Origin of the sequence: Levilactobacillus brevis ATCC 14869 = DSM 20054 (assembly GCF_001433855.1) — a bacterium.
Classification (GTDB): Bacteria; Bacillota; Bacilli; order Lactobacillales; family Lactobacillaceae; genus Levilactobacillus; species Levilactobacillus brevis.
Window position 1 is genome coordinate 279,374 of record NZ_AZCP01000001.1, and the last position, 12,845, is coordinate 292,218.

At 47.4% G+C, this 12,845-nt stretch carries 12 protein-coding genes and 1 pseudogene; 11 read left to right on the forward strand and 2 right to left on the reverse strand.

Annotation, left to right across the window (positions count from 1 at the left end; genetic code table 11):
- Positions 1 to 258 precede the first annotated feature (258 nt).
- From FC61_RS01550 to FC61_RS01580, 7 genes and pseudogenes are all read left to right on the forward strand, one after another.
- On the forward strand, positions 259 to 576 hold the full coding sequence (locus FC61_RS01550; protein WP_011667498.1) for a hypothetical protein: 318 nt from the start codon (positions 259 to 261) through the stop codon (positions 574 to 576).
- 102 nt (positions 577 to 678) lie between these two features.
- Positions 679 to 1,629: a 50S ribosomal protein L11 methyltransferase gene (gene prmA / locus FC61_RS01555; RefSeq protein ID WP_021741183.1), complete on the forward strand. Its 951-nt coding sequence runs from the start codon at positions 679 to 681 to the stop codon at positions 1,627 to 1,629.
- Positions 1,630 to 1,631: 2 nt separating this feature from the next.
- On the forward strand, positions 1,632 to 2,384 hold the full coding sequence (locus FC61_RS01560) for an RsmE family RNA methyltransferase (RefSeq protein WP_021741184.1): 753 nt from the start codon (positions 1,632 to 1,634) through the stop codon (positions 2,382 to 2,384).
- A gap of 67 nt (positions 2,385 to 2,451) precedes the next feature.
- The gene (locus tag FC61_RS01565) at positions 2,452 to 2,787 is read left to right on the forward strand and encodes a hypothetical protein (protein WP_035464238.1); all 336 of its coding nucleotides are present in this window, start codon (positions 2,452 to 2,454) and stop codon (positions 2,785 to 2,787) included.
- A 28-nt stretch (positions 2,788 to 2,815) separates the two neighbouring features.
- Positions 2,816 to 5,049: pseudogene (locus FC61_RS01570) on the forward strand (RelA/SpoT family protein).
- A gap of 18 nt (positions 5,050 to 5,067) precedes the next feature.
- Complete coding sequence (gene dtd / locus FC61_RS01575) at positions 5,068 to 5,511, forward strand: D-aminoacyl-tRNA deacylase (RefSeq protein WP_021741188.1); 444 nt, start codon at positions 5,068 to 5,070, stop codon at positions 5,509 to 5,511.
- A gap of 111 nt (positions 5,512 to 5,622) precedes the next feature.
- On the forward strand, positions 5,623 to 6,264 hold the full coding sequence (locus FC61_RS01580) for an HAD-IA family hydrolase (protein ID WP_024525184.1): 642 nt from the start codon (positions 5,623 to 5,625) through the stop codon (positions 6,262 to 6,264).
- Between the two features lie 54 nt (positions 6,265 to 6,318).
- Here the strand turns inward: FC61_RS01580 and FC61_RS01585 are convergent, their stop codons facing one another.
- Together FC61_RS01585 and FC61_RS01590 are read right to left on the reverse strand one after the other, a co-directional pair.
- Positions 6,319 to 7,158, reverse strand: coding sequence for a fructosamine kinase family protein (locus tag FC61_RS01585; protein WP_035464132.1), 840 nt, complete (start codon positions 7,156 to 7,158; stop codon positions 6,319 to 6,321).
- A 26-nt stretch (positions 7,159 to 7,184) separates the two neighbouring features.
- Positions 7,185 to 8,036 carry an N-acetylmuramoyl-L-alanine amidase family protein gene (locus tag FC61_RS01590; RefSeq protein ID WP_021741050.1) on the reverse strand — a complete coding sequence of 284 codons (852 nt, stop codon included), beginning with the start codon at positions 8,034 to 8,036 and terminating at the stop codon, positions 7,185 to 7,187.
- A gap of 180 nt (positions 8,037 to 8,216) precedes the next feature.
- Between FC61_RS01590 and FC61_RS01595 the strand changes: the two genes are divergently transcribed.
- The 4 genes from FC61_RS01595 (at position 8,217) to msrA (ending at position 12,828) form a co-directional block, all read left to right on the forward strand.
- Positions 8,217 to 8,747, forward strand: a complete 531-nt coding sequence (locus tag FC61_RS01595) for a hypothetical protein (protein ID WP_021741049.1) — start codon at positions 8,217 to 8,219, stop codon at positions 8,745 to 8,747.
- Positions 8,748 to 9,054: 307 nt separating this feature from the next.
- Positions 9,055 to 10,350, forward strand: a complete 1,296-nt coding sequence (gene hisS, locus FC61_RS01600; RefSeq protein WP_035464131.1) for a histidine--tRNA ligase — start codon at positions 9,055 to 9,057, stop codon at positions 10,348 to 10,350.
- Positions 10,351 to 10,363: 13 nt separating this feature from the next.
- Positions 10,364 to 12,166 (forward strand): aspartate--tRNA ligase, encoded by a 1,803-nt coding sequence (gene aspS, locus FC61_RS01605; RefSeq protein ID WP_011667510.1) that lies wholly within the window; start codon positions 10,364 to 10,366, stop codon positions 12,164 to 12,166.
- 134 nt (positions 12,167 to 12,300) lie between these two features.
- Positions 12,301 to 12,828, forward strand: a complete 528-nt coding sequence (gene msrA / locus FC61_RS01610) for a peptide-methionine (S)-S-oxide reductase MsrA (protein WP_042516740.1) — start codon at positions 12,301 to 12,303, stop codon at positions 12,826 to 12,828.
- The last annotated feature ends 17 nt before the right edge of the window (positions 12,829 to 12,845 follow it).

Sequence of the window (12,845 nt, forward strand, 5' to 3'; positions counted from 1 at the left end):
AACGGTTTTTGATTGTTATGTGGGTTTTACCAGCAGTGGGCCGGGGTTTATGTTATAATGTAAGTGGTTTCAAATGCGGTAAAGGTGGCCTGAAATTTTTTCATAGATGGCCCAAGTATTCTGGGCATTTTGGTTGCAATCCAGTGAAAAATCCACTATTATTAGTCATTGATACATTTTAAAGTGTTTGGGCAACCGAAACGGCCTTAAAATGTTTTGAGAACCGAGTAGATTGTCATTAAATAGGAGGTGATTACCATGCTGAGTCGAACCAAGGAATTTTTACGACAACATAATTATCGCTATGAGAAGTCGTATATTCGGCCATTGATGGCGCCAGAGAGCGTCTACGTCTTTAAGTTCGGTCGCGATTCGCTCAATAACCGGGTAATCATTCGTTATGGTCATACGTGGACTGGGCGTCAGCGAATTAACGAGATTGATTTGCGATTGCACAAGCAAAAGCATCCACGTGTGTTTCAAAATGAGGCAGATATGCTAGATTATTTGGAAACACATCTTGCCCAACGGGAGCAGCGCAACGCTGGCCACACGACCGATGCTGAGAAGGTTTAAGCGGGTCGATTAATTCTTTAATGTTCAGTGGAAGCCGGTGACAATGTTGGTTGTCGCCGGCTTTTTCTCATTTAAATTTATTTTTCAAAGGAGCGCGTTTACATGCAATGGACGGAAGTCAGTGTAATGACAACTAATGAAGCGGTAGAAGCCGTTAGTAACATCTTACAAGAAGCCGGTGCTAGTGGCGTTAAGATTGATGATGCCGCAGACTATGCTAATTTAAAGCCAGGAAAATATGGTGAAATCGTTGATCTTGACAGTATCCCTCATCGAACGAGTGGTGCCGAGATTAGTGCCTATTATCCCGAAACAATCTTCGTGCCAGAGATCTTACCAACGATTCGCCAACGCGTGCAGGAGTTAACTCAATTTGGTTTAGACCCAATGCCGGGAACGGTGACCACGAAGGCAGTTGATGATGAGAGTTGGGCCACTGCTTGGCAAAAGTATTACCATCCGGTTCGGGTGACCCGTTACTTAACCGTGACACCAAGCTGGGAGAAATATACCCCCGTCCAACCTAACGAACACGTCATTCGTTTAGATCCTGGAATGGCCTTTGGAACGGGAACCCATCCCACAACGCGACTCTCCATGACTGCTTTGGAAATGGTGGTTCGTGGTGGTGAAACGATGTATGACGTTGGAACTGGGTCCGGTGTTTTGAGCATTGCCGCGAAGTATCTCGGCGTTGATCAGATTACAGCGTTTGATTTAGACGAAGTAGCGGTGCGTTCAGCCAAGGCCAACCTCGATTTAAATCCCATTGCGACTGATGTTGTGGCTAAGCCCAATGATTTGTTAAAGGGCATCCATCACCCGGTTGATTTAGTAGTGGCCAATATTCTAGCGGAAATCATCTTACCACTAGTTCCGCAGGCGTGGGAGAACTTGACGCCAGGTGGTTATTTCTTAACGTCAGGAATCATCGCCGACAAGTTAGCTGAAGTGGTTGCGGCCCAAGAAAAGCAAGGTTTTGTCATTGACAACATCTTACAGATGAAAGATTGGCGCGGCGTAATTGCTCATAAGCCAACGGAGGATGAATAGGCATGCAACGGTATTTTTTAGATGAAACGGGTGTTGATGGCACGAACTTGACGTTGCCAGCGGCCATCTATCATCATTGGGTAACGGTTCTCAGAGCTGAGGTCGGATCAGTGGCAGAATTCGTGGACGACCAAGCCCAGCTTTTTCATGGACAATTGGTCACTGTGACGCCCGATCAGGCGACGGTGACGTTAACGGCAGTACCAACACCGGCCGTTGAACTCCCAGTTGAGGTAACCATTGCTTGCGGGTTACCAAAACAAGAAAAGGCAGAGTGGATTACCCAAAAGGCCACGGAATTAGGTGTGACCCACATCATCTTCTTTGGGGCGGAATGGTCCGTTGCCAAGTGGTCAGCCAATAAGGTGCCCAAGAAATTAGCGCGGCTCACTAAGATTGCCCATAGTGCGGCCGAACAAGCGCATCGCTTGCGGCGACCAACGGTAAGTTATGCCCCTAACTTGGCCGCCGTACTGGCAACGTCGGCTGACGTTACCATTCTGGCCTATGAAGAGTCAGCTAAGCAAGGTGAGCAGGCCGCCTTAAATCAACAATTACAGCGACTGTATCCCCAGCAACACTTAATGGCCGTATTTGGTCCCGAGGGTGGGATCAGTCCAGCGGAAGTGACACGAGCTCAGGCGGCAGGAGCCGTTTTAGCGGGACTTGGTCCTCGAATCTTACGAACTGAAACGGCACCATTATATCTGTTATCTGCGGTCTCAGTGGTTTGTGAGCTGCAGCAACCGAGATAAGCAGATGAAATCTCTTTGAAAACATGCTAAAATAGTTGCAATTATTAAGAGAGCTAGGTGAAGTTGGATGGCCTTTTGGGAAAAGATTGGTTGGCGTTATTGGGTGCTAGCGGTAATCGTGGGGATTGGGTTACCGGTAGGGAGTACCTTAATTGGGCTAAGTTCGGTTTGGCGATTTGGTGGCTTATTGTTACTAATCAATGGGGGATTAGCGATTGGTCTTGGTCGGCGAATTTACCAACATGCCCAGCCAGGCTGGTGGCTATTGATTTGGCCACTGACGTATCTCGTTGGTGCAATTGGGTGGTTACCGCAGTATACGTGGTACCTCGCGATTGTCTATCTGTGTCTATCATACGTGAGTTATGGGTTAGCTCAGACGCACAAACAAATAAGATCATAATTTAAAAACTAAGGGTGGTGGCGTCCATATGACCAAAGAACGTGTCTGGACGGCTGATGAAGTCATTGCAAGAGTCGGTAAATACATGAATGCGCAGCATGTGGAAATGGTGGTTAAAGCCTGTCATTTTGCAACTGTGGCCCATCAAGACCAACATCGTCAATCGGGCGAACCCTATATCATGCATCCCATTCAAGTAGCCGGGATTTTAGCAGACCTAAATATGGACCCCGAAACGGTATCTGCCGGTTTTTTGCATGACATTGTAGAAGACACGGGGGCCACTTTGGGGGATGTCCGCGAACTTTTTGGCGATGACGTCGCCTTGATTGTGGATGGCGTGACCAAACTTGGGAAGATTAAGTACAAATCCAATCGAGAACAACTAGCGGAAAATCACCGTAAGCTTCTATTGGCCATGTCCAAGGACATCCGGGTGATGATCGTTAAATTGGCGGATCGGTTGCATAATATGCGAACGCTAGAACATTTGCGGCCGGATAAGCAACGGCGGATTGCTAATGAAACGTTAGAAATCTATGCCCCACTGGCTGATCGTTTAGGGATTAGTACAATTAAGTGGGAACTAGAGGACGTCTCATTACGTTACTTGAACCCACAACAGTATTATCGGATTGTGCACCTGATGAATTCACGTCGTGATCAGCGGGAACAATATATCGCGGGCGCAATTAAAGATATCCAAGCATCTATCAGTGATCTAAAGATTGAACCAGAAATTTATGGGCGACCGAAGCATATTTATTCCGTTTACCGTAAAATGAAGGACCAGCACAAACAGTTTAGTCAGATCTATGACTTACTCGCGATCCGAGTTATTGTTGACACGATTAAGGATTGTTATGCCGTTTTGGGAGCGATCCACTCACAATGGAAGCCAATGCCTGGTCGATTCAAGGACTACATTGCGATGCCTAAGGCCAACATGTATCAATCATTGCATACGACCGTTATCGGGCCAGAAGGCAAACCCTTAGAGGTTCAGATCCGGACGAAAGAAATGCATGCTGTGGCCGAATATGGGGTAGCTGCTCACTGGGCTTACAAGGAAGGCGTTAAGGATAAGGTTCAGACAACCAACACGGGTGACAAGCTGAACTTATTCAAGCACATTATCGAGCTTCAAGAAGATACGGATGACGCTTCTGACTTTATGGATAGCGTTAAGGGCGAATTGTTTGGCGATCATGTCTATGCATTCACCCCTAAAGGCGACGTTTTAGAGTTACCTAAGGGCGCGGGGCCACTAGATATGGCGTATGCCATTCATACTGAAGTGGGCACCATACGACCGGTGCAACCATTAATGGCAAAATTGTGCCGTTGAATTACGAGATTAAGAACGGTGATATTGTCGACATTCGGACGTCTGCTAGTTCTTCCGGGCCGAGTCGAGATTGGATGAAATTGGTCTCGACTCGGCGGGCCCATAACAAGATCAAACAGTTCTTCCGGCAAAGTGATCGGGAAGAAAACATTGTTCAAGGGCAAGAGATGGTGGCTCGGCTCATTCATGAATTGGGGTATGATCCCAAGGCTTTGATGAGTAAAGAGAATTTGGATAAAGTCACGGCTAAAATGCACTATCAACATGCGGATGATTTATTAGCCGCCATTGGGTTTGGTGATGTGCAGCCGCGAGGGGTCGTCAATCGCTTGACCGATGACGTTCGTCAGGCTGCCGAAAATGAGCGGCGGCGTCAAGAAGAACGAGAACTACTAGAAGAACATCAAACGATTAAGAATGAACCGGATAATGATAAGAAAGACCGCAAAAATAAAAAAGATGTTGATGCGGTGGTCATCGAAGGGGTCGATAACCTCTTAATTCGGCTGAGTCATTGTTGTTCGCCGGTTCCCGGAGATGATATTGTTGGGTACATCACCAAGGGCCGTGGCGTATCGGTCCACCGTAAGGACTGTCCCAACGTGTTGAATGCCGAACAAAATGGCGAGCGGATTGTTGCAGTTCGTTGGGGTAATATTGCTGGTGACAAGACAAATTACAATGCGGACATCGAAGTTCAAGGTTACAATCGCAACGGCCTGTTAAATGACGTTTTACGGACGATTAATAATAATACGAAGTACTTAACGTCAATTAATGGCAAGGTTGACCACAATAAGATGGCGACAATTTCTATTAGCTTAGGAACGCGGAACCGCGTTGAGCTGCAACGAATTTTAGATAATATTAAAAATGTCGCGGATGTTTATGTCGTTAAGCGGGCATTTCACTAACGAAAGGTGATGGCATGAATGCGGGTATTACTACAGCGGGTAAGTCAGGCCAGTGTCAGCATCGACGGTACCGTGCATGGTCAAATCGGACCCGGATTTTTATTATTGGTCGGTGCACAGGATCAAGATACCAGCGAACAGATTGATTATCTCGTCCGTAAGATTAGTCACTTGCGGGTGTTTGAAGATGATGCCGGTAAAATGAATCTGAGCATCAATGACGTTGGCGGTCAGATTTTGTCAGTATCGCAGTTTACCCTCTATGCCAATACCAAAAAGGGCAATCGTCCCAGTTTTGTGGGGGCCGGTGATCCGCAGCATGCTAGCCAGATCTATGATGAATTTAATCAGAAATTGGCGGCGACCGGATTAACGGTGGCGACTGGTGTGTTTGGTGCTGATATGCAGGTGGCATTGGTAAACGATGGACCTGTGACCATCTGGTTTGATACGGATGCTTAAAAACCAGTAGAGAAAAGTCGGGCAGACAGGTTAATTAGTGTCTGTTCCGTGCTAGATGAAAAGGCAGCGAGTCCGGGACGTCTGTCCTGAACTCGCTTTTTAGGAGGATTTATGCGCTATTCACAGCTTTTTTGGGATTTTGATGGGACCCTAGTTGACACGTATCCGGGCATGGTGGCGGCCTTTGGAGAGGCGCTCGTTGCCAGTGGGGTGAATGACTTTGAAATTGATCAGGATGCAATCTATCAAGCGATGCGACAACACAGCCTAGGTACAGCGTTACAACGGTTTTCGGCAGAGTACCAGTTGGATGTTTCCCGCTTAAAACGGTTGTATCAGTTGCGCGCGGAGCCCCGTTTAGCTGACGCGCCCGTTTTTGACGGTGCTGCTGAAATTTTGGCGGCCATTGTTGCGGCGGGTGGGCGTAACTTTTTGTTAACGCATCGGAATCATCGTGCGATGGATCGTTTGGCAACGGCTGATTTGGCACAGTATTTTTCGGGACAAGTCACGGCCGACGATGATTATCCGCGCAAACCAGATCCTACAAGCCTGTTGGCGTTATGCCAACAATATGCGGTCGATCGCCAGTCGGCCTTGATGATTGGCGATCGGAATTTAGACGTTCAAGCAGGGCACCGAGCTGGCATGGCCGGTGCGCTGTTTGATCCCGAACACTTGATTGTGGATGAAAGCCACCCGGAAATTCGAGTAATTCGTCTGGCCGAGTTATTGGCGTGGTTACAGGCCTAAAAAAGACCCCACTGAATTGGCATTACGCTAACTCAGTGGGGTTTTCAATTCTAATTATCCACGGGCAAGGACGTTATCAACAGCGTCACCGTACGTTTCACCAAACAGATTCAAGTGCGCGAGTAGATAGTACAGCTGGTAGTGGGGTAAGCGATCGGCATAGCCAGGAGTTAAGGGATAACTGTCTTGATATCCTCGGTAGAAGTCGCTCGTAAAACCGCCAAAGATGGTCGTCATTGCTAGGTCAAATTCCCGATCTCCGTACAAGACATCGGGATCAATGAGGGTCGGCGTACCATCTTGAGTGAAGAGATAGTTGCCGGACCATAAATCGCCATGTAGTAAGGCGGGCTGAATAAAACGACCGTGATTTTCTGTGATGATCCGTTGGCGAACTTGATCATAGGCTGCCTGTCGCTGCGGTGTCCATAGGTGCTGTTCTTGGGCCCGACGAACTAGGGGGTCCAGTCGCTGTTGGAGGTAGAAGATTGTCCAGTCCGATTGCCATTGATTATGTTTCGGGAGCTTACCTACGAGGTTATCCGTATCGAACCCAAAGCGTGGGGCGGTTATCCGGTGAACGCGGGCGACAGCTTGGCCCAAATCATATTGACTGCCGTGACCAGTTTCTAAAAATTCGAGAACGAGGTAAGCATCCCCTTCAATTTCACCGGTTGCGAGAACATCCGGGACGTTGACGGCTTGACCTAGTGCCTGTAGGCCAGCAACTTCGTGGTGATAGAATTGCGCTGAAGTGTGTGGTTGAACCAATAAGAAGACTGGTCCTTCAACCGTTATCAGCTGATATGCCTGATTAATATCACCGCCAGCTACCGGGGTTATCGCCGTGATTTTAGGAAGTGGTAGCTGTTGGAGCCAATCAGATGTGAGCATAATAATCAGATCTTCTTTCTTAATCATTAGGATGCAGATTGGAAATAAGTGCTTAGACCAGCAACAACACGTTTTGCGACCTGGTCTTGGTAGGTGTCACGTCGAATATAGCTAAAGTCTTTTTTGGTATTGATGTAGCCCATCTCAAGTAGAAGTGCTGGTCGGTTGTTATCCCGGATGACTTCAAAATTACCAAATTTGACGCCCCGATTGGCTAATGGTAGGTCGTTCATGCCTTGATTAATCGCTTTTGCCAAAGCGTAAGAAGTTTGACGATGATAGTAGTAAGTCGTTGTTCCTGATCCCAGATTATCTGCTGGGGCGGAGTCAAAGTGAAAACTGATAAAGGCACTGGCTTGATTGGTGTTTGCTAGTGCCGGGCGGTCGGCCAAACTAACCGTCTTATCGGTATCACGCGTCATGATGACATGTGCGCCGCGGGCACGTAAGCGCTGGGCCACTTTTTTAGCTAAAGCCAGTGTGTAGACCTTTTCGTCGTGTTTTTGATCGATTGATAAAGCACCGGAATCACTACCACCATGACCAGGATCGAGAACAATCGTCGCTTCGGATAAATTGGTGACGCGTTTTAAACTGCCGGGATGGTCGACCAACCAACTCGCAACCCATCCGAAATGATTTTGGCTATCACGAACATGATACCAATTGTTTTTTTCGCCTAAGATCGTTAATCGGCTATTTTTTTTGACTTTGTGAGTCGCCTGATACGTTAATCCAGGACCGTTACGTAGGTTCAAGTTGCTGACGGTTGCTGTGACGGCATTATGTTGGGTGAATGCCCACAATAAGCCACCAGCGACTAAGAGAATAACTAGGCTGGTGACGAGGCCTGGCCAGTTTTTAAGTTTGAAATGCATGTTCAATCTCCTTAACACTTTTTCATGATGAGCACATTTTTTAGAAATTAAGCTTAATTATAGCACGATTCAATTGGGAGTCTGACTGCCGCTCATAAAATTTTGATTAAGCCATCAGTGAGTTGACAGATAAACCATAAACTGGCAGAATCAAGCTTAAAATTTAAGGTGGCTGTTGAGATGAAAAAGTGGGGAGCTTTGGGGGTATTAATAATAGGATTAGTGATAGGGGTTGCCTGGTGGTCTCGGCAAACGCCCCGATCGGTTCCCGTAAACACGACGTCCAAAACTAAGCCAGCCGTACCCAAATTAACGTTACGAGAAGAACGCCGCCAGCCTGAGTTACGGTATGTTAGCGTGATCTTGTACGCGATTGATCATGATCGGCAACGCCATTTGCAGCGTTGGCAAGAGGTTAGTGATGTCGATGCCGGGTGGCAGATTGATATTTATCCGCATGCTGGTCAAGACCGGTATTTAGTCTGGCCAGATCAGCGAATAACTGCGGCCGAAAAGAACTTAGCTCCCAATTGGTTTACTTGGCATTCCGGTCACGTTAGCTATCACAGTTTTATCGTGCATTCCTTTCGGCGGGAGATGGTTAAAACCGTGTCAACTCAAACGTTACTAAATTGGGCGAATGCGACGTCAAATCGTCGCCACCAGGTCCGGCATTTAGTCACCCATTTGACGGTCAAGGATCACCGTTAGCTAGGAGTTACTTGGCAGAACAGCTTGACTTTTTTCAGTGTATTCAGTATTCTTAAGAAGAATAAAATAGATTGCCAAAGAGAAAGACTAGTAAGGCCTACCCCGCTGACAGAGACGTCAACTTGCTGAAAATGACGAACGGGCGCAACTTGAAGACACTTTTGAGGCTAATGGTGGCAGTAGCGACCATTCGTTTGCAACGTTATCCTGCAGAAAATATAAAAGGTGGTACCGTGCATACCTGCGCCCTTGTCAATTGACAGGGGCGTTTTTTATTTTCCGCGGCAATGAGAAGGGAGAATTGAACATGCGTTATCAACGACCAAAAGGAACGGCCGACATCTTACCGGGTGATTCACAGACCTGGCAATTTGTTGAAGCCACTGCGCGGCAATTATTTGCCAACTATCGGTTCGAAGAAATTCGGACGCCCATGTTTGAAAACTTCGAAGTTTTCTCACGGACATCTGGGGACACGTCGGACATTGTAACTAAAGAAATGTATGATTTTAAGGATAAGGGGGATCGACACCTATCCTTACGACCAGAAGGAACCGCGGGGGTTGTTCGGGCCTTCGTTGAGAATAAATTGTATGGACCGGAAACGCAAAAGCCTTACAAGGTCTATTATATGGGACCGATGTTTCGTTATGAACGACCACAGTCCGGTCGGCAACGGCAGTTCCACCAAATTGGGGTGGAAGCTTTTGGTAGCGATGCACCAGAATTGGACGTTGAAGTCATTGCTTTAGGGATGAACTTGTTAGGCAAGCTAGGGCTGACGCATTTACGGTTAGCAGTTAACACGTTGGGCGATCAGGAGACGCGGACGGCTTATCGTCAAGCGTTGATTGACTTCTTAGAACCTCACTTCGATGAATTGAGTGACGATTCCAAGGTACGGTTGCACAAAAATCCATTGCGGGTTTTGGATAGTAAAGACAAGCACGACCAGGAATTAGTGGCGGATGCGCCATCGATTTTGGACTTCTTAACGCCAACGGCAACGGCGCACTTCGATCGCGTGAAGGCCAGCTTGGATGCGCTAGGGATTGATTACGATGTCGATGCCACGATGGTCCGCGGGTTAGATTACTACAACCACACAATTTTTGAAATTATGGCTGATTCACCGGCACTGGGCGAAGGTTATACGACAGTGCTGGCGGGTGGTCGGTACAATGGTCTTGTAGAAGAACTTGGCGGTCCAGAAATGCCTGGCGTGGGCTTTGGTCTTGGTGTTGAGCGCTTAGTGCTCTTAATGCAGGCCGAGCAAGTGGCAATCCCAGATAATCACCCACTGGACGTTTATGTCGTGGGTATTGGTGATCAGACGTCGTTAGCAACGCTCAAGATCGTTCAGGCCATTCGTCAGTCAGGCTTAACGGCTGATCGGGATTATCTGGATAGGAAGCCTAAGGCCCAATTTAAGACGGCTAATCGGCTTAATGCCGCTTATACGTTGACGATTGGTGAACAAGAGTTGGCGGACCATACGGCTAACTTGAAGTCGATGGCTACCGGTGAAGAAATCAGCGTGCCATTGGCTGATATTTATCAAGATTTCCAAAATGTCGTCGCAACTAAATTTACGGCAAAATAAGAGGGGCAGAGTAATGGAAAAGAATCTAAAACGAACCACCTATGCGGGCTTGGTCGATGAAGCTTATCTCGATCAGACCGTTGTTCTAAAAGGTTGGGTGCAAAAGCGCCGGGACCTGGGAAGTTTAATCTTCATTGATCTTCGAGACCGTGAAGGAATCGTGCAATTGGTCTTTAGTGAAGAATACAGTCAAGCGGCCCTTGCTGTGGCTGATCAGTTACGGAACGAATATGTGATTGAAGTGCAGGGACAAGTGGTTGCGCGGGCTGACAAAGAAGTTAACGCAGACATGCGTACGGGTAAAGTAGAAGTCCGGGTCACGGGGATTAATCTACTAAATAAATCCAAAGCTTTGCCATTTGATATTAAAGATGATTTGAATGCCTCTGATGAGTTACGTCTACAGTACCGGTATTTGGATCTTCGGCGGCCCGAGATGCAACGTGCTATTCGGTTGCGGAATCGAATTATCCAATCCGTCCACAGTTACTTTGATAACAATGGATTTATCGATATTGAGACGCCTAACTTAACCAAGTCGACACCAGAAGGGGCCCGAGATTATTTAGTTCCTTCACGGATTTACCCGGGACACTTCTACGCCTTACCGCAGTCACCACAACTTTTCAAGCAACTATTAATGGGGTCTGGGTTTGATCGTTACTACCAAATTGCCCGCTGTTTCCGGGATGAAGATTTACGAGGCGACCGGCAACCTGAATTTACCCAGATTGACTTAGAAACCTCCTTCTTGACGGCTGAAGAAATCCAAGATTTGACAGAAGGCTTAATTGCGAAAGTCATGAAGGATACCTTAAATGTGGATGTTAAGTTGCCATTCCAACGGATGGACTGGGATGATTCAATGGCCCGTTACGGAACTGACCAACCAGATGTTCGTTTTGGAATGGAATTAAAGGATCTGTCTGAAATGATGGCCGATACTGACTTTAAGGTCTTCTCCGGTGCTGTGGCTAATGGTGGTCAAGTGAAGGCCATTGCCGTACCTGGTGGTGCTGACCTATACAGTCGTAAAGACCTTGATAAGTATGGCAAGTACATCGAACGATTTGGCGCCAAGGGTCTAGCTTGGTTGAAAGTTACCGATGATGGCTTTAGCGGTCCAATTGCGAAGTTCTTTAAGGAAGGTGACTGGTTCGATCAGATTACGGCAGCCACCGATGCCAAATCTGGCGACCTCTTATTATTTGCGGCGGACTCCAAGCGAGTCGTTGCGCAAACATTAGGTTACTTGCGGGTTGCGATTGCCAAGGAACAAGATATGATTGACGAAAACAAGTGGGCCTTCCTCTGGATCGTTAACTGGCCATTATTTGACTACGACGTTGATCTGGAGCGGTGGGTACCAGCGCACCATCCATTTACGATGCCGGCTGAAGGCGATGCGCACTACTTGAACGACGGTGAAGATCCACATAAAGCCTACGCTCAGAGTTATGACATCATTTTAAATGGGCTAGAATTAGGCGGTGGGTCTATCCGGATTCATACGCGTGAGCTACAGATGAAGATGCTAAAGGCCTTAGGCTTCACACCAGAACGGGCCGAAAGTCAATTTGGCTTCCTGCTGAAAGCTTTAGACTATGGTTTCCCGCCTCATGGTGGTCTGGCCATTGGCTTAGATCGATTTGCCCGCTTGCTAGCTAAGCGTGACAATATTCGTGATGTGATTGCCTTCCCTAAGAATTCGAAGGCCACTGAACCAATGACGGAAGCACCAACCACGGTTGCTGATAAGCAATTGTTGGATTTGGATTTGCTAATCGCCAAAAAAGACGCCCCAACTGAAGATTAAAACGGCACTAGCTTCTCTAAGCACAACGAGTCCAGAATTTTTTCTGGGCTCGTTTTTTGTCGATTAGGTAGTGGTGCTTGACGTGACTGTGAAAAAGCCGTTTAATAGAAACATTAGAAAATGGAGTGATTATGATGAGTGAAATTGAAACGGCGACGTTTGCTGGTGGCTGTTTTTGGTGTATGGTGCGGCCCTTTGACACGTTACCAGGCATTAAACGGGTATTGTCGGGCTATACGGGTGGCACCGTGACCAATCCGACATATGAGCAGGTTAAAAGCCAAACTACGGGTCATACGGAAGCTGTTAAAATTTGGTTTGATCCGGCCGTTGTCAGTTATCAGCAATTGGTTGAGCTGTATTGGCAACAAACGGACCCTACGGACGCGGCGGGGCAGTTTCAAGATCGCGGAAGTAACTATCGGCCAGTGATCTTTGTGAATAGCCGGCAGCAGGCCGAAATTGCGGTAGCCTCGCGAGCAGCATTACAAGCTCGCGAGCAGTTTGATCAACCAATCGTGACGCAGATCCAAGTGGTACAGCCGTTCTTTGTGGCTGAAGAACGCCATCAACAATTTTACCGAAAAAATCCGGATCGCTTTGACCAAGAAGAAGCGGGTGGTCGTGCGGCATTTATTACCCGCCATTGGCAGGAAAATTAAAACTCGCTAAGAGCTGG